An 18,056-nucleotide genomic window follows, 5' to 3' on the forward strand; every position below is an offset into this window, starting at 1 on the left:
ACGGAGTGTTTGAGATGAGCAATTTTGGCGGAATCGTTGGCATACAGGAAGGCCTTGAAGCGGGCCTAGTAATTGGCGGCTCGGCATCTAGCGAAGAAAATCACACAGGAAAAACAATTGGAATCGGACTAGCTGCGACTGGGGCTGGCGTTGCGCTCGGAAATCAGCTTGGCGAAGGGCTAATGGGACCTTTGGACACATACATCGGTAACGGCGGCGTAAGCTTTTTGCCAGCAGTTGCCATAGGCGGCCTTGTGCTATGGCACAACCGTCGAAAGCAACATTCGGTTCAACAAACAAAAACAGGCAATCGCCTAAAGCAAGCCATCAAAGATGTCCCTTACGCTGCGGTAGGTCTTTTCGCCGGATTTGAAGGCGCCGAAGCAGGTATACTCACCGCCACAACCAACACGAACTTATCGGTAGCAGAACTTATCACACTAGGCACCGCTGGCACCGCAATCTTAGCCTTTGGCGGGCTGAAAAAAGTCATAACAAAACGTCGATCACCAGAACAAGCAATTCTTTGGACTCGTGAAGTTGCTCTAGCTCCAGCAATTGCGATTGGTGCTATGGGAGCATCGGAGCTTACAACGACTGCACCAGGCGGCGTTGCCGTGGCGGCAGCTGGTACGGCGCTCCTTGCAACTGCTGCAGTGGATAATACAAAACGCATACGCGACAGCTTCCGTCGCAAAAAGTCATAAAATCGTAATTCGACCACTCGTCGAACAATGAAGTATACTGTCATTATGTCAGAGAAAAACAACAACCCAGAAAACTCTTCATCTAGCGAAACCGAAATCGTACTTCTGAAGTCAGAGCTGGCAGAGCTTTTTCAAGCAAACGCCGACCAAGCAGAACTATGGACTTCCGACGACCTAGAACTACCAACCGAGGTTGTTATAGCCGGAACATACCACGTGGTAGGCAAAAGCGAAGGACGTGACGTCGACGTACAAATCAGGCAAAGAATCGACGAAAACGGAATGGACTACTTGATCGTCATAGGAAGTGCCGGTGACTATGCCTGGCGCCAAATCACAGACAAAGGCGCATGGTGCGCAGACAACGGCGAATTACCGATTACTGCAAAAGATACTGAGATTATACGACTACTCATACGACCCGGAACGACTAACTGGACCGCCGAAGAAGCAAAGCGCTGGGCAACGCTAGGCGGCATGTATGAACAAGCCGACATGCGGGCGCGCCGCAACAAGTAAACACGAGCCGTTAGAGACGCTCGCGTATTTACAAAATATTTATTATATGACATAATTACAACATACCGCACCTTTCACAATTCAGGAGATATCGTGGACGCAGTCAGCCCGTCTTTACCATGGGGAGACCTCATAGTCTTCGCATTTCAAATCGTCGGTTTTATGGCAGGCTCCCTGCTCGTGGCATTTGGCGTATTCTACGGCTCAATCGCACTTGCGGTAGGTACTACCGCTTTTGCATTACGTTTCGGGCTAGAATCTGCGAAAATGGCCCGCAAAGCATTCATCGCCACCTACGTCCTCGTGCCGCCACTCATTGCTTTTTTATGTCTGACAGCACTCGGACTAGCGTTCGTCATGTCTGTTATTTTTGCAGCAATAATATTTGTTGCGTCACTATCCATCGGGGTAGTACTCGCAGACAAGACGCAAAGCATCTTAACAAGCACGAGCTCCAACAAAAGCTCCGGTCATTGACCGGAGCTTTTTCCTTTTTAGCACTATTTGAGGTATAGCGATTTACATAGTTACAATAATCTACATTTTCTATCACAAACTTCTAGGATTATTCTACCTATACTTTTTGAAGTTAAATTGCCCGAATCGCTTCGCGGCCAATATCGCGCATAAATTCCGCATGACGCGACGTGACGAGTTTTAAGTCAACATCAAACATCGTCGTCTCCTGATACCATCGAGCCAGGGGAGTATCACCGACGTTAATCACGCCTGCTTTTTCAAGCATATAATTCGCTAAGCTGAGCGTACCGCCTGTTTCGACATATTGATCAAAAACAACCGCTCGCATGCCCTTGGCTACTTTACTTACTTCTTTGATTTCATTTTTTACCGTTCGCTTACTCGCCGAAAACATACTTGCTCGCTCGTCGAACGACAGTGACAAATCGCTATTTGCACGAATAGCAAATAATTCCGGCGGTCGTTGACCGAGCTCTGAGTATGCACCCCTTATACTGTCGGCAATCGGCACGGCAGAGTTAGCCGTAAAAAACATTGCGTCGGGCTGCAAGGCTAAAAATTGGTGCAGGTAATGAGTAAAACTTTCGGAACCGACAGCCCTATCGGCGGGTTCCGCACCACCATGAAGCATACTCATCCGTACATCCGGATACGTATCGCTGCTCAGCCGCTCAGGAGCGGGGACTCTTTCGAATTCATGGGGTGACATTGATATATATATTATATACTAATCGTACAATATGTCAATGTAATGGACTGGTGCAGTTCAGTTACGGCAAACGGTCTTTCATACAAAATTGCACCCTAAAAAAGCACCAATGTAGCAAAGATTTGTGCGAACAATCAAGGATTTGTCATTTTTAGCAAAGAATACGTTAAAATCGTGTCATGGATATACGCAAAATCACACCGTGCGTTGAATGCCCGCGCAACTGCAAACCAGCACGTTTCGACGAAAGCGATGCAGCAAAGGCAGCGTCATACTTGCTAGTAAAGGCTGTCGAAAAAGCTGGCGGCGACATTTCAAACGACGAAAAGCGCCAGGCAGATGCCGACGAAATTCAGCGTAGTTGCGAAGCGCGATACACTGCTAAAAGAGCACTCGGCGCCATAGGTAGCTGTGGTACTAAAATAGGCGAGAGCAGCTGCGAATCGTGGCAGCTTGATGAATCACAAGCAGAAATCATCACGAAGTAGACACCCTGAATAGCATACATAGAGCAAACTAACTTTGTTTTTTTGTAATTTTTATGTTATTGTACTGCTACCATTTGAATCAAGTTTCAAATGTACCTTAAACACTACACTGGAAGGTGTGAGATGAAAAAGAGACTGAGCCTACTGATGACGTCTATTCTGGCCATGGCAACAGCCATTCTGCCTACAGGAATTGCTCACGCAGACGTCAACTGTCCGATCGCTCTGACATTCGACGACGGCCCAGGCCCGTACACCAATCAAATCGTCGACGCTCTCGCAGCACATGGCGCGGTGGCGACCTTTTTCATGGTCGGCACCATGGCACAATCATGGCCGGGCGCAGCATCGTATGTGGCAAGTCACGGGAACCAAATCGGCAATCACAGCGTCCGACATGACGATTTACTCGGCATGAGTGTCGACGCCGCTGCGGCAGATATCCGACAAGCTCAAGGCATGATTGCTGGTGTCACTGGCGTAACACCTCTTGTCATGCGGCCGCCATATGGCGACACCAGCGACGCAATTGTCGCCGCAGTAGGTATGCCCGAGATCTTGTGGTCGTACGATTCGCTAGACTACGCAACTCACAACACCGAGTCAACGTATAGTAACGTTACTGCAAATGCGCAGTGCGGAGGAATCGTACTGATGCACGACATTCACTCCAGCACGGCTGCGGCGGTGTCTCGAATTCTCGACAACCTCCAGGCACGTGGTTTTTACATGGTGACTGTCCAAAACCTCATCGGCATCCCGCCGGCAGGTAGGTATTTCCACCAGTAGGGCTTCGGCCCCACAGCCCCGCTACGGCGGGGCTATTCTTTTTGGGCAAGGTCACTTTGCTATAATTCCCATATACATCATGCCTGCTTTTACTACATTTGCATTTCCTCACATACATCTCCCGCCAGAAGTTTTTGATTGGTTTTCGTCTCACTTTTGGGTTACGGTGACACTCATCCCCATGCTCATTGCTATCACAGTGGGGTACATCGTGCTAAGTAATCATTTGAAAGATTAATACGAACAAAGCTAGCTAACGCGTGTTCACGGTGGCCCCGCATTTGCTCTGTATCAATTAACCTTCTATACTCTAGATATGCTTAAGCAAAATCAAAAAGGTATAAGCTTGGTTAAGTTAGTCCTCATTTTCGTTGCTATCGTACTAACCGGCATGGCTGGTTTTTTCGTTTACGATCGCTTAAACCATCATAGTGGAGGCAGCATCGATTTATCTGCCGAGCAAGTCTCTTCGTTGCCAGACATTAGTTATTTCAAAGACCATAAATCCGACCAGTTCATAGTCGACATGAATCTGGTTCAAACCGGCTTCCCATTTAAGGGCAAACGGTCAGCCGCGCCGCATACCGGTGCGCACACCCAATTTGGCGACGACTACAAACGATGGCCACAAGGTGGCGCCTCGCCTAACAATTATCCACCTGTATATAGCCCGGTCGACGGCTACGTTTTTAACGTAAAGAGTCATTTTTCGGACTATTCAAAAAATCCCGTTGATCTATATGGCCTGCAGATTGCATTTGCCAAAAGTGACGGTAAGGCATGGTCGATCCTTTATAGTCTAGAACCATTCGTCAAAGAACCGTCACCTGGATTTTACGCGAAATTTATAGATGTCAAAGAGGGCCAGAAAGTACACAAAGGCCAAGTCATAGCCCATATGTACCTGTCAAAAGACAGCGGCGGCGGCCAAAACGAACACATTCACTTTCAGCTAAACAAAGACGGCGACGGTCAGACTTATGCGCCCGCCATATTTACAAAATCAGTTGTCGACAGTTTCCATGATCACTGGGGATCGTTTGGCGTAGACGAGATCCACAACGACCCACACGGCCCAAGATTCCCTGCCTGCATGGGATACAAATTATCTGCGGCAGAAAATCCATTTGGTACCGGCGCCGTTGACTGCTTAAACTAACATATTTCTGACAGACATAGTTCTTGCACTACCGTAACTCCGCCGTTGATTGATTGCAGAGTTTTTATTTCCTTAATATAAACTGCCCCTTGCTGGGGTATGGCAACGCTTCTTTGATTTTATCGGCAATTTTTTTTGGGTCGTCCACATCTGTAAATTCTAGCTCCTGACCAAGTGTCGGTATGTATATCACCACTGTACCCGTATTTAAAATCCTACTCAGCACGCCCTGATGCACCGTCACCGACTGAATGTTGTTATATGGATACGCTCTTTCCTGTTTCTGAAGGATTCCCGTGACGGTCACGACTTCACTCACTTTAATGATGTAGTATTCGCTAGACCACTTAAACCATAGATAAGCGAGTAGAGACAGCTGGCACATCAGTAGCAAAACCTGAACAATTTGCGGCACACCCCGCCAGTCAACGCCATTCGACCTCTCTGCCACTTCCACCAATCCTGTTATAAAAAAATACACCAACTCTAAAAGAATCTCCAAAAGTATGAGTCTCATGATGAATAATTTGATACTTCTTCGAACAGTCTCTTCGGCTATTACCATAATTTTATGTGATCTTTTTCAGAAATAATATTACATCCACTTCTTTGTATTTTATGGCACTGGGCACATTAAGACTGTGAAAAATTAATCTAAGTATTTACTTAAAACAAAGAAGAGCCCGCCAGAAGGAGCGAACTCAACTTCATAGCGGGCTTAGTTACGGCACTCGACAAGCGCCATTACTCATGAGCGGCCTTAGGTCGACCGGCATGTTTGGGTCAGGATCCTTAATGATAGTTTCCTGCCTCTTGCCAGCGGCCGTCAACGCATTCTCGCAAGCCAGCACTTCGGCATTAGTACCCGATGGTTCTAGCCACAAATCTACATGATTTGCGCCATGAGAACATGCACAAAGGTCTTCCATGACAAAGTAGCGCTGAAACCTCGGCACATATATACGAGTACCAGTAGGGTATACATCCGGATGTGCGGTGGCAAATGTCTGCGGATCGTCATACGTACCGGTACCGCCAGCCCGCGCGTGCCTTGGCGCCGGCCCAGAGTAGGAGATTTTGCGAGAACCCGGAGGGTCATTGTCCGGTACGCTATAAAACGTCACCCAGCCAGACATCTCCGAGCCACCTGACGCACGTGCTACAGACGGCGTCCGCACTGCCCGCATAATCCCAAAAACTGCGCCGTATATGACAACGGCGACCAGTACGAATAGTATGGCAAACTTGCGTAGCACTTCTTTTCGTTGCGACATTCATATCCTCTCAATTAGGGTACAGATGAATGCTCACCTATAGTATGAATGAATTTTTCGGCCGATTCACCAAGTTATTTCACAATTACCACTATTCTAAGCTCATTTAGGGATGAGCAACGAAGCCCTGCTAACTTGCTTATTTATATAATTTATGTTAAAATATATTTATGAAAGAAACGAACCCTCGTTTTACAGATCTAAATCTTCGTCACATTCAAGAATCCGGGCGAGCACTTGCCAAATTCCTTATCGTACACCCCGAGATTGATCCGAACTTTGTCGACGACATGACCGACGAACAAGAAGCAGACTGGCAGCAATTCAGTTCAGACCTTGCGATTACGCAAGACATCGAACGCTGCGAGCTAGATATCGAACTACGCGAGAAATAAGGACTCAAAGCGGCCGTTCGTATACGCCCGTTCGACTACCCCTCAACTGGATCGAGCGTGTAGCAGCCAGGCACGACATGTTTTGACTCATCATAAAGCTTGGTGTCGCCCCTGTATTCTTCCCATGCTTTGTAAAACGCCGTCAGATTTTTCCATACAGAATCCTTGATCGAATCATCTAGATAGTTAAACGGACATACGTGAGTAGGCGGGTTGCCTGCATGCAATATGCCGATTTCGTATAGCCCAAAACCAGGGTGATACTGCGAATCATGCGTACTGACCTCGGCAATAACTTGTCCGGCCTTTACTTTGTCGCCGACTTTTACGAGCGGATTGATCACATGTTCGGTTTCGTATAGCCACTGGCTATCTTTGTTTGTGCCAACCTGTATTGAGTAGTCGTTGCTATACAACTTGGGCACGTCGACTACAACACCGTCGACTAGCGAATGAACTTTGGTGCCCAGTGGCAATATAAATGTCGGCTGCGGATTCAAGCGACGCTGAGCCACGCTATTTGCTTCGGCCACTGCGCCATAGTCGAAAAAGATAACGTCTTTGTAGCCCTCGATATGCAGCTTGGTAAACACCATGTCACCAGCCTTACCGGTAGCGGGGTCATACTCGCCCAGATTAATACCGATACTTTTGAGCTTCAGCGGGGGAGTATCAGTACTTTCGGATTTGGCACTATCGCCAATAAGTCCACCGACAAAATTATTTGAGTTGCTGTTTTCGTCGGTAAGCAACGACACAAGCATATACCCGACAACACCAACAAGGGCGACAACCACCAGTCCGATGACTATAGGTACGACACTTCCGCGTTGATTTGAGTAATTCGTATTCATGATAAACACTATAGTTTAAAACATAAGCAAAACAAAATCTGCCTGCAAGAATATCCGACTCTTACCAAAAACAACTTTGCTTGTTTGGCATGCGTATGCTATAAATACCGTACCGTTACTAGCATCAACTGCTAGCGACACGACACCTATCCACCATCAGGAAAAGGATGTACAAATGATAAAATTTCTTGTCGCTGTGCTTTCTCTGCCCAAAACCCTGCTGACCTTGCTCGCTGACAGCATCCGCAACAGCGCGGGAGTCGAAGGAAGAGACGTCTTGCCAATCGACGTACTGGGCGACGAAAAAACCGACAAATAGCTCCGCCCAAGTGGCCGGTTGAGCAAAAAAGCTCCCGGCACTAACCGCGGAGCTTTTTTTATTTGGCTGGGTACTAGATCTATTTGGCTGCCGCAGCGGTCAGTTGTTCCCGTAGCGTCGACTCCGGTACCATGCCGATGATGTTGTCGACTTGTTTGCCGGCCTTGTACACTATCATGTTTGGGATGCTCTGCACTCCATGCTCCCCGGCAAGCGCGTTGTTGTCGGCAGACTCTTCAATGTTAACTTTTACCACATCTGTAGTGTCGTCGAGTTTATCTGCTAGTGAAATCAACGCCGGTGACATCGCACGGCATGGCGGGCACCAAGCAGCCCAAAAATCTACCAGTACGACTTTGTCGCTCTTTAGTACCTTCTCTTCAAATTCCTGTTTGGTCGTTGTGTTATATAAAGCCATATACTTAGTATAGCGTATTTGCGCCGGCTGATTGCGGAGGTTGGTGACTATGCGTAAAATCGGAGTTTTCTTATCTGTTCAGGGTTAGACCCTGAATCCATTCGCGCGAAGTCGAAGGGTGACATCTGCAGACACCGGAAAGTCGGGTGGCGGCGGGCAGTCATGAACCGAGGACTGTTTGAACCCGACAGTAGCGCCTGACGGCGTGAGTTTCGCAGGTTCTGATTGCTTGACGTCGCATGAGCTAAGGGTTAAACCCCAAGAAGTAAGAAATTATTGTATAGTTATCTTCCGTACAATTCCCGTTTGATACTGTCACGCTCGCGTTGCTCGTCTTCATAATCTGACACAAACTCTTCGTAGACAGCACTAGATGAGAATAGTCCAAGAATCGATTTCGCATCAATCCAATCTCGGCAAATACCCATATAATCCTGATAGCTGCTATGCTCCCATGTCCTGTATTTCGAATGATTTAGGTGAATATACCGAGTAATATGCATCAGCTGAATATCATTCTCAATCCATACGGCCTTATAAGTTGATTCAAACAGCGAGCCGCGGCGCTTGTGTCGTTTATTGAAATATGCAGTATAGGCCGTGATGAGACTGGTCATAAAACGCGTGATGGCCGATTCATCGTCATATTGATAAAACAGCATATGGAAATGATTACCCATCAGACAATAAGCGATTAGATGAACGTCCGGGTAGAAGTGCTTAAACAATCTTCCGGTGTCGTCTTTGCCTTGCTCGGGCGACAAGTGGCGGGCGAGTAGATTCTCGAAATAATAACGATCCGCGTCGTCGATGAATATGTTACCCAGATTCCATCCACGGTTATACACGTGATAATACGAGTTCGGAACAAACACCTTCACGACGTTTTTTGTTGGCATAAGTATACTATATACTAATTTACACCTTTTCGGGGTTTAACCCTTAAATCTTCGGGGTTTAACCCTTAAATCCCTTAAATCCAGTAACTTTGATGGCGCAAAATCCCATTTTAAACAAATAACACCTGCAAGGGGTGAACCCTGGAGCACACAACTCGTGATATTTCACGCATATGTTAATTGGGGGAAATAAACCTTACGATCATAATGGGATCAACGGGCCAAGAGGAAAGACTTATCATCATTGCGATGGTTACTATCGCCACGACGCTTAGGAGGATTCCAATGATTCCCATCGCGTCATAAGAGTTAATCGAAGCTGCGATATTTGGGTGCTGATTATTATAGCTATAGCCCCTTTGAGATAAATATACACACGCCGTAACGATACTAATAGCAGCGAAAACGCCCCCCAGCACAGCAAAACTAAATATGAAGCCAAGAATACCCAAGACTAAAGTAGCAACAGAAAGACGCCGCATATTCAATGAAATCGAAGTCTTATCACCATGCGACATACCGCCATTTACCATTCTACGTCTTGACTCAATGTATAGCGCAGCAACTAAACCCATTGTAATCACATTACCCGTATTCGCGCGCGGGTCAAGGACTAGACCCAGCAAGCACAAAAGACCAAGTATAGATAGCCCAACAATGGTTCGTACGTTGAAAATTTTTTGTTTATTTTCTGGTTGCATCTTGCTATCCATCCTAATTTATCAATAAATAATATCAACGATAGTAGCACGTCGGTGTTAACCGGTATACACGCGTAGGTTACTCAGGGTTATAGGGCCAGGCCTGTAGATCGTCTGAAATTTAATAGGGCGAGTCGCTTGGACTCGCCCTTGTCGTCAGGACTTTTTTGCACCCAGACGCTTGGACTTGTTGGTAGCCAGCAGGTACACAATTGGTACGAAACCAAACGTGTTGGTCGCAAGAATGACGATAAACCATCCGACTTCGTGCCGCACACTAGCAGCGCGCCACAGCGCCAAGCCCTTCCAGGTAAGATCCCAGATGACCACAACGAGGATTGCGAACCTCATCCATACGGAAAGACTGTCCAGATTACTTGCCCATGTCGTAAACATTGCCACCACTCCTTTTTATGATACTCATTGGCAAAATTATAATAGCACGTAAAATATCGCTTTACACGGAATAACACGTACGAGTGATGAGCCTTGAGACCGTAAAAACAATCGTTTTATTATTTGGCTTTTAACACTGGTAATAAAATATTATCCATTCGCGCGAAGTCGAAGGGTGACATCTGCAGACACCGGAAAGTCGGGTGGCGGCGGGCAGTCATGAACCGAGGACTGTTTGAACCCGACAGTAGCGCCTGTCGGCGTGAGTTTCGCAGGTTCTGATTGCTTGACGTCGCATGGCTTTACCGCGTGGCGAAGCCGTCACGAGGTTTTTTGCTTCGTTTTTTGCCGGCACAAAAAATGAAGGCGTTTTGGTACTTACGCAAAAAAGTACTAGAGTTATTGACATTTCCCACTCCTTTGCTATACTTCATACAGCATTACACCAAAGACCGTAGCTGTCGCAAGACTTAATTCGCTACCGAGGCGTAAAACTACCACCATTGTTTTATCCACCCGAAAGGTCTTTGATTACAACTGCGAGTATCAAAGACCTTCTTTTATTCTCAAAGTTGCAAGGACCTAACGGTGTAATGAATACCTTAACAACTCGGATCGAAAAATAATTAACCAAGGAGAATCTTATGGCGATTTCAAAATCGAAAAAGAACGAATTGGTTGCTGAAGTTTCAGAATCTCTAGCGACGTCAAAGCTAACAGTTTTCGCAAAGTATGACGGCCTAAGTGTTGCAGACATGCAAGCACTTCGCGGTCAGGCTCGCGAAGCTGGCGTAACGATCAAGGTGGTCAAAAACCGCTTGGTCCGCGTAGCAATGAGCGCAAACGATACGTACAAAAACACCGATACCGCCCTTCTAACTGGTCAATTGCTTTACGCAATGAGCAGCGAAGACGAGATCGCTCCTGCAAAAGTACTCGACGGCTTTGCCAAGACCAACCCGGCCTTGCAGTTCGTCGGTGCATTTGGCATGGAAGGTGAACTCATGGACGCAGCCGAAGTCACTGCTCTTGCTAGCTTGCCTAGCAAAAACGAGCTTGTTGGCCAAGTTGTATCTATGTTGCTATCACCAGTTAACGACGTCACAAACGCGCTTTCTGGCAACCTACACGCCCTATTGGACGGCGTAGAAGCCAAGGCTACTGCTTAACTTCAAGCAACCTACAATTAACTGAATTATAAAGGAGTCATAATCATGGCTGATGTAAAGAAACTTGCTGAAGAACTGACAAAATTGACAGTTCTCGAAGTAAACGAACTAAAAACTGTCCTTAAGGACGAATACGGCATCGAGCCTGCAGCTGCTGCTGTAGCTGTTGCTGCTGGCCCTGCTGCTGCAGCTGGTCCTGCCGAAGACGAAAAGAGCGAATACACTGTGAAACTAGCTGACGCTGGTGCGCAGAAAGTTGCTGTTATCAAGGCTGTTAAAGAAATCACTGGTCTTGGACTTGGTGAAGCTAAAGCTATCGTCGACAACGCTCCTAGCAACGTAGTTGAAAAGGTAAGCAAAGACGACGCTGACAACGCTAAGAAACTTCTTGAAGAAGCTGGCGCTTCTGTCGAACTCGTTTAATCGAGCCGACAGTTCACCAAAATCATTCGATCCGATTGTTATACGAAAACCGCTCCAACTCGGGGCGGTTTTCATTTTAGACAAAGCACGTTACAATGGAGCAAATGAGTAGCGTTTTCAGCATCATTGTGAGCCTCGTCCTCGTGCCATCGCATGGCGCCGGTTGCTCATACCAATAGACAGTTAAACGACAACGAGCACCCGGCCACAAGCCGGGGTTTTTCGTCAGAGAGGGTAGTAACAAATATCATGACAGGCGCGGAAGCACTGATAAAGAGCCTCGAGCGATTGGGCGTCGAGTATATATTTGGCTATTCCGGCGGGGCTGCCATACCCATATTTGACGCAATCGTCACCACCAAAACCAACATCAAGCTCATAGCCACCCGTCACGAACAAGGCGCCGCCCACATGGCCGACGGCTACGCACGCGCCAGCGGCAAACCGGGCGTTGTACTGGTAACCAGCGGCCCCGGAGTTGGCAATATCATCACCGGGCTAATGACCGCGCACATGGACAGCGTGCCGATAATCATCATCAGCGGCCAGCAAATCACGCCGATGCTCGGCCTGGACGCGTTTCAAGAAGCGGATACATTTAACCTGAGTATGCCAGTGGTCAAACACAACTACCTAGTGCTCAAAACCAACGATGTGCCTAGCGTGGTACACGAAGCATTTGAAATCGCATCGACCGGCAGGCCGGGGCCGGTGCTGATAGACATGCCAAAAGACGTCAGCTCCGGAAAATTTACCGGCAAACTAACCGACGCTGCACCACTCGTGCGTAAAGAAGAAACAGCACAGTACAAAAAAGACGCCCAAAAAGTCGCAAAACTTATAGCAAACGCCAAGCGCCCTGTCGTACTGGCTGGTCACGGCGTGTTGATAGCTGGCGCCGAAGACGAGCTGTTAAAGGTAGCGACTCAGTTTGACATGCCTGTCACCACTACGCTTTTAGGCAAGGGCGCAATCGACGAAACGTACGAATTGTCGCTCGGCATGCTCGGTATGCACGGTACCGGTTACGCCAACAAAGCAATTGAAGAGTCGGATCTCATAATAAACATCGGTTCGCGATTTGACGACCGGATAGTGGGCGATGTAGAAAGCTTCACGGCAAACACAACCATAGTGCACGTGGACGTAGACGAAGCCGAGCTAGGCAAAATGGTGATGCCGGACGTTGCCATACTAGCAGACGCAAAAGATTTCTTTAGTGCGCTACTCGCTACCAAGCAGGCGGCTACTCACGACAAGTGGCACAAGCATCTGCAAACATACAAAGAGCAAATGCCACTAAGCTACGACGATAGCGACGGCCTGACCCAGCAGCACGTTATAGACGAAGCCATGAAACAAACGAAAGGCGAGGCGATTGTAACCACGGACGTAGGCCAGCACCAAATGTGGGCTGCGCAGTTTTACCGCGTAAAGCACGCCAACCACTGGATCAGCTCTGGCGGAGCAGGCACTATGGGCTTTGGATTCCCAAGTGCACTTGGCGCACAATTTGCCGAACCAAAAAAGCAGGTGCTGACAATCGTGGGCGATGGCGGATTCCAAATGACACTGTACGAACTAGCAACGGCGGCGCTACATAAACTACCCGTAAAGATATTTGTGATGAACAATCACTACCTAGGCATGGTGCGCCAATGGCAAGAACTTTTTTATGACGAGCGCCTGAGCGGCGTCGACCTAGAAGGCAACCCGGACTTTGTAAAACTAGCCGAAAGCTACGGCGTAAAGGCAATCAACATAGAGCAACCCGACGAAGTGGAGGCCAAGGTAGCCGAAGCACTCGCGTACAACGACGGCCCCGTGCTAATCAACTGCGAAGTTGCCAAGACGCACAACGTCTACCCGATGATCCCAGCAGGCAGCGGCTATTCACATATGTTGCTCGGTCCGCCGACTACCAAACTAGAAGCACCAAAGGGGAGTACGTAAGATGAAAAAAGATAGCGACCACACATACGTATTGACCCTGACCGTCCGCAACAATGCCGGCGTCTTGGTGCGTTGCGCGCAGATATTTAATCGGCGCGGGCACAACATCGAGGCATTGCACGTTGCCGGTTCACCCGACTCGCCAAACTTGTCGCTCATGACAATTACGGCATTTGGCAAACCAGACGTGATCAAACTAATTACACTGCAATTAAAAAAACTTGTAGACGTCGTAGACGTAAAAGAGTCCGAAAACTAACCAGACGTTTTTGGCTAAAAAATATGCCCGATTTTCCGTGGTAGTCACAGAAAATCGGGCACGTAGCTACTTGGCAGTAGCGAGCCTCAGTGCGAGCTGAGCCGCCGAAACGGTACTTGTAAACGCCACGTATACACGGCCGTAGGTCGAATACTGACGCTTTTTGAAAACCGTGCGGCCGTTCTTGACCTCGGCTGCGTTGAAGCCAATCGCTACGGCACTGGTAATCGTAGACGTCGCGTCGACCTGCTCGTTATGCTCGGTAGCAAGTAGCGACTGGCCGTTTTCGGCTCGTCGCGTAAGCTCCATGCCGGCGGCATACAGGCTGACGCCCGCCATAGCAAGGCTGATCACATAACCGAAGTTGTCGCGAAACGTCAACGACTGGCTGTCTTTATACAGCAAGTTTCGTTGCCGAAGCAGCGTATTTGAAATGTGCAACGCACGGAACACACTCGCAACGGCATCGATAGTCAGGCTCAGCCCAGACTTTTCCTGCGTTGATTGCTTCATGTTGTCACGGAACTCTTGCAGCGAGAACTCGCGATAATTAACTCGCCCCATGTAAGAAGCTACCTCTCTATATGTACGTCTCGCGCTGTGCGAAATCTTATATACCATACCATTTTTGTATACATGCTACAACAAACGCCACGTTGGCCTCTCAAGAAAAAACCGCCCAAATTTAAGTAGTAGTTCAGGGTATAATGAACTCATGAAGTCAAAAGACAGGGTCGTTATATTTGGCGCCGCCGGCAAAGTCGGCAGCTTGCTAGTAGAGTACGCTCTGGCAGATGGTTACGCGGTGACGGCGTTCGTGCACCGTCATCATAATTTACCTAGTCATCCGAATTTAATAATTGCTAAGGGTGATGTGTATGACAAGTCCGAAGTACAAAAGGCGCTGCAAGACGCAGACGTAGTACTCAGTGCGCTCAGTAGCTGGGGCACACCGAAAAAAGACGTGCTGTCTGCCGCTATGGCGACCATCGTACCTACTATGAAAGAGCGAGGAATCGACAGGATTATATCGCTCACTGGTTCTGAGGCTAGGGCATCGGGCGACCGCCTAAGCATCATTCATAGGCTTGCGCACATAGGAATCGGCGTCGTAGGCGGCAAAGTACTCCGCGACGGCGAACGCCACATTAAATTGCTAGAACAAAGCGGGCTTGACTGGACCGTCGTACGATCACCAATTATGCGGTCGGGTTCGTCGCGACGATATACGTTGTCCTCAAACCGGCCGTTGCCATGGGGTATCATTAACCGCCAAGCCGTAGCGCGGGCAATGGTCGACCAAATAGACACACCGCACAGGCCCAAGGCCGTATTTATACATTAGTCATTGCTTTTCGAATAAGTATCGACAACTACATAGGGCCCGCGCCGTACGTGCCCGGCTTGGGCGTTCCTTGCGGCGGTTGCTCGTCGCCTGGAAGCAAAGGATTTCTAGAACCTAATAAAACGTCTATAAATTTGCGTGACGATTTAGGAAACCCGTAATCGTTGGGGCCCTGGGTGCCAGGAGCAAACAGCAGAATGAGAAAGGTCACTAAATTGACGACTGGAACGAAGTGTAACAAAGCCAGCCAGCCAGTCTTGTTCATATCATGCCAGCGTCGAATAATCATGCCGAGTGACGCTACTATGTTAAATGCACTCCACACGGCGCCAAAGAGGAAGAAAACAATATTTATCATAGAATGAATCGCGCCAGAATCATGTATAGCGATGATTGAAATCACATATAAAATGATAGCGACCAGCATAGGAACGCCGAGGTATAAATTTCCTAATACGAAACCAGTTCGATTGAGTCTGCCTTTAAACATAACCGCAGTATAGCACAATGGCGCCTAGACGCTGACGCACTTTATGAATGTGGTAATGTTTCTATTTTATGGTATAGCATATTTTTGACAGGGGGAGTACAATCGAATTATGAAATCAATGGAGTTTTCAAGCTTTGCAAACGCAGAAAATGCGTGGACATACGACACGCCGTACGACCTGGCACGTAGACGAGAGATCTTAGAAAATGACGGACGAGACAGCCGTCGATTTCAAGATATGGAAAACTATATAGACTACGTAAATAACAATATGCCCGACGACTACATGGTAGCAACGACCGTCGTTAAGCTAATCGAATACGATCCATATTCGACCCGCGTCAAGCCACCAACTAAACTAGCGTGGCTTTACCGACCCGACGAAAATGGCGTATTCACTCAATATAAATGCGTTTCCAATCTGGCGAGCTTCGTAGGCGACAAACTCGATCTACAAGATGATGACGTATACGTAGTAAATACTCAGTACAACGTCGCAATTCAACCCAAGCCGAACAAAAGTGTCGATATGATAAACATAGTTCAAGGAGTAGGCGACAATAGCGGTCACAAGGCACTGAACAACTTCGAAAAAAAGGTTACCGACGTTCTGGGAAGCTACTCGTTGTCGAGTTATCAGCTTACGCGCAATTACTAGCACGTCCTGCGATGGCATTTTTCATGACAGCGAGGGTATAGTTGACGCCAATGAGCGCGCCCGAGAATTCTGGAAGCAAGAAATACGAAAGAACGTGGACGTACAACACGCCATATACACCATTCGTAGATTGCTTTTTTGTTACATTTATGCCATAATTTAGTTAGCCACAAAAGTGGTCGTAGCTTACACAAATAGGTAGGAGTGATTCTTGTCTAGTAACCAAGACTTCGTCTTGAAAATGCCGCCGAACCCAATGGTTCAGCGTATGTACATCGATCTGCCCGGGTTACAACCGTTTGTCATACCGTCACACACGGTTGCCGGCATCTTGTGGCTCGACAAAGCCATGGGCATAGCAGACGATTGCGACTACGTGCTCGTCAGCCAGTCGCTTGCCGGTTGGCTAATGGTAGAGTGCGACGTGCTCGATCCGGCCATACAGGTTACTCGAATGCTAGCAATGCTCGACGAAGGAATCAACGAGAAATCAACAGAAGATTTCATCGAGCTCATCTCAAACCCGTTCGCGATTCGCTTTTCAGACGACGACTCCGTACCAAGCAATATACGTGGCGAAATCGTCTCGATTGCGGTCATGAAAGAGTCAGACATGGAAAACGAATATGCCGACAGCATCTTTGCTGTCAGCATGCACGCCGACGATTCATTCGTCGGCCCTACGCCAGCGTTCCAGCACGCCATGCAGGAGCCCTAGGCACTACAACACCCGCATACTTTTATAACAGGTATGCGGGTTTTATATTGCAGACAAAAGGCTATTAATTTGCCTAATGAAAAAGTTTATTCCGTCGTTTCTACAACAATTTTTAAGTTTAAACTGTTATGGCTGTGGACAAAAATGAGCGAATAGATTGACAGTGTTTGTATTGCCTGATATATATAGATATGATATCACCACAAAAAACAGACAAGGAACTGCGAGCATGTCTGACCTACCAGAGAAACAAGTAAAGAGACTAACATCCCTCATCCAAGAGGCAGAGACAAACTTGGCAGCAGCCAAGGAACTTTTAATTAGCATTATCGGTGAGGGCGGCGTTGTCCTCACACCTAAATCAAGTCAAGAAGACGTCACCGGCAAGGTAATCGAAGGTGTCTTCGACGGCCAAGTTATGGTCGGCCCTGACGGCAAAAACTACCCAGTACCTGCAAACTATGCCAGCAAGTCCAAACTACTAGAAGGTGACGTTCTAAAGCTAACCATCGCCGACGATGGCAGCTTCATCTATAAGCAAATTGGTCCAATCGAGCGAAAGCAAGTCATCGGCACACTAACGCAGCACGATGGCGCCTACTACGTAGAAGTAAGTGGCCGAGAGTACCGCATACTGCTTGCTAGTGTTACTTTCTTCCGTCTCCACGAAGGCGACCAAGTCACAATTATCGTGCCAGAAGACAGCACAGACGCCACATGGGCTGCTGTTGAAGCACCGCTGTAGAAACCACAATCTTATTGCAGTAAAAAACAGACTTTTTTCAGACCGGTCGTGCTAAAGTATTTCAGTACGATCGCACTTTCGGACATAAGTAAGGATGGGCAGTAACGTGCCTCTGGTAACGCTCCACTCCACTGGAAACAATTGGCGGACTTTCGAGTTTGAAGATTGTGGCAACATCACTACGATTGC

Annotated in this window: 28 protein-coding genes and 1 other annotated feature; of the genes, 17 read left to right on the plus strand and 11 right to left on the minus strand. The window is 47.8% G+C overall.

All coding sequences use genetic code 11. From position 1 onward, the window contains the following. Nucleotides 1-14 precede the first annotated feature (14 nt). The 3 genes from H6797_03425 (at nt 15) to H6797_03435 (ending at nt 1,703) form a co-directional block, all read left to right on the plus strand. Nucleotides 15-707 (plus strand): hypothetical protein, encoded by a 693-nt coding sequence (locus H6797_03425; protein USN96102.1) that lies wholly within the window; start codon nt 15-17, stop codon nt 705-707. 45 nt (nt 708-752) lie between these two features. Then, nucleotides 753-1,226: a hypothetical protein gene (locus H6797_03430; protein ID USN96103.1), complete on the plus strand. Its 474-nt coding sequence runs from the start codon at nt 753-755 to the stop codon at nt 1,224-1,226. A gap of 93 nt (nt 1,227-1,319) precedes the next feature. After that, the gene (locus H6797_03435) at nt 1,320-1,703 is read left to right on the plus strand and encodes a hypothetical protein (protein ID USN96104.1); all 384 of its coding nucleotides are present in this window, start codon (nt 1,320-1,322) and stop codon (nt 1,701-1,703) included. 112 nt (nt 1,704-1,815) lie between these two features. Here the strand turns inward: H6797_03435 and H6797_03440 are convergent, their stop codons facing one another. After that, the gene (locus tag H6797_03440) at nt 1,816-2,415 is read right to left on the minus strand and encodes a hypothetical protein (protein ID USN96105.1); all 600 of its coding nucleotides are present in this window, start codon (nt 2,413-2,415) and stop codon (nt 1,816-1,818) included. Between the two features lie 179 nt (nt 2,416-2,594). On the opposite strand from H6797_03440, the gene H6797_03445 reads away from it, so the two are divergent. From H6797_03445 to H6797_03460, 4 genes are all read left to right on the plus strand, one after another. Further along, nucleotides 2,595-2,903 carry a hypothetical protein gene (locus H6797_03445; GenBank protein ID USN96106.1) on the plus strand — a complete coding sequence of 103 codons (309 nt, stop codon included), beginning with the start codon at nt 2,595-2,597 and terminating at the stop codon, nt 2,901-2,903. Nucleotides 2,904-3,026: 123 nt separating this feature from the next. Beyond that, complete coding sequence (locus tag H6797_03450; protein ID USN96107.1) at nt 3,027-3,692, plus strand: polysaccharide deacetylase family protein; 666 nt, start codon at nt 3,027-3,029, stop codon at nt 3,690-3,692. 79 nt (nt 3,693-3,771) lie between these two features. After that, nucleotides 3,772-3,930: a hypothetical protein gene (locus tag H6797_03455; GenBank protein USN96108.1), complete on the plus strand. Its 159-nt coding sequence runs from the start codon at nt 3,772-3,774 to the stop codon at nt 3,928-3,930. Nucleotides 3,931-4,008: 78 nt separating this feature from the next. After that, nucleotides 4,009-4,851 (plus strand): hypothetical protein, encoded by an 843-nt coding sequence (locus H6797_03460; protein ID USN96109.1) that lies wholly within the window; start codon nt 4,009-4,011, stop codon nt 4,849-4,851. A gap of 64 nt (nt 4,852-4,915) precedes the next feature. Here H6797_03460 and H6797_03465 read toward each other — a convergent pair whose 3' ends face one another. Both H6797_03465 and H6797_03470 read right to left on the minus strand, forming a co-directional pair. Next, nucleotides 4,916-5,302, minus strand: a complete 387-nt coding sequence (locus H6797_03465) for a PH domain-containing protein (protein USN96110.1) — start codon at nt 5,300-5,302, stop codon at nt 4,916-4,918. A 271-nt stretch (nt 5,303-5,573) separates the two neighbouring features. Then, a complete protein-coding gene (locus H6797_03470; GenBank protein ID USN96111.1) occupies nt 5,574-6,125 on the minus strand; it encodes a hypothetical protein in 552 nt (183 codons plus the stop codon). Between the two features lie 170 nt (nt 6,126-6,295). Between H6797_03470 and H6797_03475 the strand changes: the two genes are divergently transcribed. Then, nucleotides 6,296-6,520: a hypothetical protein gene (locus H6797_03475; protein USN96112.1), complete on the plus strand. Its 225-nt coding sequence runs from the start codon at nt 6,296-6,298 to the stop codon at nt 6,518-6,520. Nucleotides 6,521-6,555: 35 nt separating this feature from the next. Here H6797_03475 and H6797_03480 read toward each other — a convergent pair whose 3' ends face one another. Further along, on the minus strand, nt 6,556-7,374 hold the full coding sequence (locus H6797_03480) for a peptidoglycan DD-metalloendopeptidase family protein (GenBank protein USN96113.1): 819 nt from the start codon (nt 7,372-7,374) through the stop codon (nt 6,556-6,558). Nucleotides 7,375-7,549: 175 nt separating this feature from the next. Between H6797_03480 and H6797_03485 the strand changes: the two genes are divergently transcribed. Continuing rightward, the gene (locus H6797_03485; GenBank protein USN96114.1) at nt 7,550-7,693 is read left to right on the plus strand and encodes a hypothetical protein; all 144 of its coding nucleotides are present in this window, start codon (nt 7,550-7,552) and stop codon (nt 7,691-7,693) included. A gap of 79 nt (nt 7,694-7,772) precedes the next feature. Here the strand turns inward: H6797_03485 and trxA are convergent, their stop codons facing one another. From trxA to H6797_03510, 5 genes are all read right to left on the minus strand, one after another. Beyond that, the gene (trxA, locus tag H6797_03490) at nt 7,773-8,111 is read right to left on the minus strand and encodes a thioredoxin (GenBank protein USN96115.1); all 339 of its coding nucleotides are present in this window, start codon (nt 8,109-8,111) and stop codon (nt 7,773-7,775) included. A 284-nt stretch (nt 8,112-8,395) separates the two neighbouring features. Continuing rightward, the gene (locus H6797_03495) at nt 8,396-9,010 is read right to left on the minus strand and encodes a transposase (protein ID USN96116.1); all 615 of its coding nucleotides are present in this window, start codon (nt 9,008-9,010) and stop codon (nt 8,396-8,398) included. Nucleotides 9,011-9,186: 176 nt separating this feature from the next. Next, entirely contained in the window at nt 9,187-9,711 is a 525-nt protein-coding gene (locus tag H6797_03500; protein USN96117.1) for a hypothetical protein, read from the minus strand. A 156-nt stretch (nt 9,712-9,867) separates the two neighbouring features. Next, nucleotides 9,868-10,107 carry a hypothetical protein gene (locus H6797_03505; protein ID USN96118.1) on the minus strand — a complete coding sequence of 80 codons (240 nt, stop codon included), beginning with the start codon at nt 10,105-10,107 and terminating at the stop codon, nt 9,868-9,870. A 217-nt stretch (nt 10,108-10,324) separates the two neighbouring features. Continuing rightward, a complete protein-coding gene (locus tag H6797_03510; GenBank protein ID USN96119.1) occupies nt 10,325-10,516 on the minus strand; it encodes a hypothetical protein in 192 nt (63 codons plus the stop codon). Nucleotides 10,517-10,534: 18 nt separating this feature from the next. Further along, nucleotides 10,535-10,677: a sequence feature (ribosomal protein L10 leader region), on the plus strand. Nucleotides 10,678-10,751: 74 nt separating this feature from the next. Here H6797_03510 and H6797_03515 point away from each other — a divergent pair. From H6797_03515 to ilvN, 4 genes are all read left to right on the plus strand, one after another. Beyond that, complete coding sequence (locus H6797_03515) at nt 10,752-11,276, plus strand: 50S ribosomal protein L10 (GenBank protein USN96120.1); 525 nt, start codon at nt 10,752-10,754, stop codon at nt 11,274-11,276. Nucleotides 11,277-11,321: 45 nt separating this feature from the next. Then, nucleotides 11,322-11,699 carry a 50S ribosomal protein L7/L12 gene (rplL, locus tag H6797_03520; GenBank protein USN96121.1) on the plus strand — a complete coding sequence of 126 codons (378 nt, stop codon included), beginning with the start codon at nt 11,322-11,324 and terminating at the stop codon, nt 11,697-11,699. A gap of 249 nt (nt 11,700-11,948) precedes the next feature. After that, nucleotides 11,949-13,652 (plus strand): biosynthetic-type acetolactate synthase large subunit, encoded by a 1,704-nt coding sequence (ilvB, locus tag H6797_03525; protein ID USN96122.1) that lies wholly within the window; start codon nt 11,949-11,951, stop codon nt 13,650-13,652. A 1-nt stretch (nt 13,653) separates the two neighbouring features. Then, a complete protein-coding gene (gene ilvN / locus H6797_03530; protein USN96123.1) occupies nt 13,654-13,911 on the plus strand; it encodes an acetolactate synthase small subunit in 258 nt (85 codons plus the stop codon). Between the two features lie 66 nt (nt 13,912-13,977). Here the strand turns inward: ilvN and H6797_03535 are convergent, their stop codons facing one another. Then, complete coding sequence (locus tag H6797_03535; GenBank protein ID USN96124.1) at nt 13,978-14,475, minus strand: hypothetical protein; 498 nt, start codon at nt 14,473-14,475, stop codon at nt 13,978-13,980. Nucleotides 14,476-14,626: 151 nt separating this feature from the next. On the opposite strand from H6797_03535, the gene H6797_03540 reads away from it, so the two are divergent. Continuing rightward, on the plus strand, nt 14,627-15,256 hold the full coding sequence (locus tag H6797_03540; protein ID USN96125.1) for an NAD(P)H-binding protein: 630 nt from the start codon (nt 14,627-14,629) through the stop codon (nt 15,254-15,256). Nucleotides 15,257-15,284: 28 nt separating this feature from the next. Here H6797_03540 and H6797_03545 read toward each other — a convergent pair whose 3' ends face one another. Then, nucleotides 15,285-15,746, minus strand: coding sequence for a DUF805 domain-containing protein (locus H6797_03545; GenBank protein USN96126.1), 462 nt, complete (start codon nt 15,744-15,746; stop codon nt 15,285-15,287). Nucleotides 15,747-15,855: 109 nt separating this feature from the next. On the opposite strand from H6797_03545, the gene H6797_03550 reads away from it, so the two are divergent. The 3 genes from H6797_03550 (at nt 15,856) to H6797_03560 (ending at nt 17,867) form a co-directional block, all read left to right on the plus strand. After that, nucleotides 15,856-16,404 carry a hypothetical protein gene (locus tag H6797_03550; GenBank protein USN96127.1) on the plus strand — a complete coding sequence of 183 codons (549 nt, stop codon included), beginning with the start codon at nt 15,856-15,858 and terminating at the stop codon, nt 16,402-16,404. A gap of 211 nt (nt 16,405-16,615) precedes the next feature. After that, nucleotides 16,616-17,122 (plus strand): hypothetical protein, encoded by a 507-nt coding sequence (locus H6797_03555; protein ID USN96128.1) that lies wholly within the window; start codon nt 16,616-16,618, stop codon nt 17,120-17,122. A 229-nt stretch (nt 17,123-17,351) separates the two neighbouring features. Beyond that, nucleotides 17,352-17,867 (plus strand): hypothetical protein, encoded by a 516-nt coding sequence (locus H6797_03560; GenBank protein ID USN96129.1) that lies wholly within the window; start codon nt 17,352-17,354, stop codon nt 17,865-17,867. Nucleotides 17,868-18,056 lie beyond the last annotated feature (189 nt).

Source organism: Candidatus Nomurabacteria bacterium (assembly GCA_023898645.1).
Lineage (GTDB): Bacteria > Patescibacteriota > Saccharimonadia > Saccharimonadales > Saccharimonadaceae > UBA2112.

Excerpts from the sequence above, each read along its gene's own strand:
- H6797_03425 (USN96102.1), top strand. The coding sequence starts at position 15 with ATGAGCAATTTTGGCGGAATCGTTGGCATACAGGAAGGCCTTGAAGCG.
- H6797_03430 (USN96103.1), top strand. The coding sequence starts at position 753 with ATGTCAGAGAAAAACAACAACCCAGAAAACTCTTCATCTAGCGAAACC.
- H6797_03440 (USN96105.1), bottom strand. The coding sequence starts at position 2,415 with ATGTCACCCCATGAATTCGAAAGAGTCCCCGCTCCTGAGCGGCTGAGC.
- H6797_03445 (USN96106.1), top strand. The coding sequence starts at position 2,595 with ATGGATATACGCAAAATCACACCGTGCGTTGAATGCCCGCGCAACTGC.
- H6797_03450 (USN96107.1), top strand. The coding sequence starts at position 3,027 with ATGAAAAAGAGACTGAGCCTACTGATGACGTCTATTCTGGCCATGGCA.
- H6797_03455 (USN96108.1), top strand. The coding sequence starts at position 3,772 with ATGCCTGCTTTTACTACATTTGCATTTCCTCACATACATCTCCCGCCA.
- H6797_03460 (USN96109.1), top strand. The coding sequence starts at position 4,009 with ATGCTTAAGCAAAATCAAAAAGGTATAAGCTTGGTTAAGTTAGTCCTC.
- H6797_03470 (USN96111.1), bottom strand. The coding sequence starts at position 6,125 with ATGTCGCAACGAAAAGAAGTGCTACGCAAGTTTGCCATACTATTCGTA.
- H6797_03475 (USN96112.1), top strand. The coding sequence starts at position 6,296 with ATGAAAGAAACGAACCCTCGTTTTACAGATCTAAATCTTCGTCACATT.
- H6797_03480 (USN96113.1), bottom strand. The coding sequence starts at position 7,374 with ATGAATACGAATTACTCAAATCAACGCGGAAGTGTCGTACCTATAGTC.
- H6797_03485 (USN96114.1), top strand. The coding sequence starts at position 7,550 with ATGATAAAATTTCTTGTCGCTGTGCTTTCTCTGCCCAAAACCCTGCTG.
- trxA (USN96115.1), bottom strand. The coding sequence starts at position 8,111 with ATGGCTTTATATAACACAACGACCAAACAGGAATTTGAAGAGAAGGTA.
- H6797_03495 (USN96116.1), bottom strand. The coding sequence starts at position 9,010 with ATGCCAACAAAAAACGTCGTGAAGGTGTTTGTTCCGAACTCGTATTAT.
- H6797_03500 (USN96117.1), bottom strand. The coding sequence starts at position 9,711 with ATGCAACCAGAAAATAAACAAAAAATTTTCAACGTACGAACCATTGTT.
- H6797_03505 (USN96118.1), bottom strand. The coding sequence starts at position 10,107 with ATGTTTACGACATGGGCAAGTAATCTGGACAGTCTTTCCGTATGGATG.
- H6797_03510 (USN96119.1), bottom strand. The coding sequence starts at position 10,516 with ATGTCAATAACTCTAGTACTTTTTTGCGTAAGTACCAAAACGCCTTCA.
- H6797_03515 (USN96120.1), top strand. The coding sequence starts at position 10,752 with ATGGCGATTTCAAAATCGAAAAAGAACGAATTGGTTGCTGAAGTTTCA.
- rplL (USN96121.1), top strand. The coding sequence starts at position 11,322 with ATGGCTGATGTAAAGAAACTTGCTGAAGAACTGACAAAATTGACAGTT.
- ilvB (USN96122.1), top strand. The coding sequence starts at position 11,949 with ATGACAGGCGCGGAAGCACTGATAAAGAGCCTCGAGCGATTGGGCGTC.
- ilvN (USN96123.1), top strand. The coding sequence starts at position 13,654 with ATGAAAAAAGATAGCGACCACACATACGTATTGACCCTGACCGTCCGC.
- H6797_03535 (USN96124.1), bottom strand. The coding sequence starts at position 14,475 with ATGGGGCGAGTTAATTATCGCGAGTTCTCGCTGCAAGAGTTCCGTGAC.
- H6797_03540 (USN96125.1), top strand. The coding sequence starts at position 14,627 with ATGAAGTCAAAAGACAGGGTCGTTATATTTGGCGCCGCCGGCAAAGTC.
- H6797_03545 (USN96126.1), bottom strand. The coding sequence starts at position 15,746 with ATGTTTAAAGGCAGACTCAATCGAACTGGTTTCGTATTAGGAAATTTA.
- H6797_03550 (USN96127.1), top strand. The coding sequence starts at position 15,856 with ATGAAATCAATGGAGTTTTCAAGCTTTGCAAACGCAGAAAATGCGTGG.
- H6797_03560 (USN96129.1), top strand. The coding sequence starts at position 17,352 with ATGTCTGACCTACCAGAGAAACAAGTAAAGAGACTAACATCCCTCATC.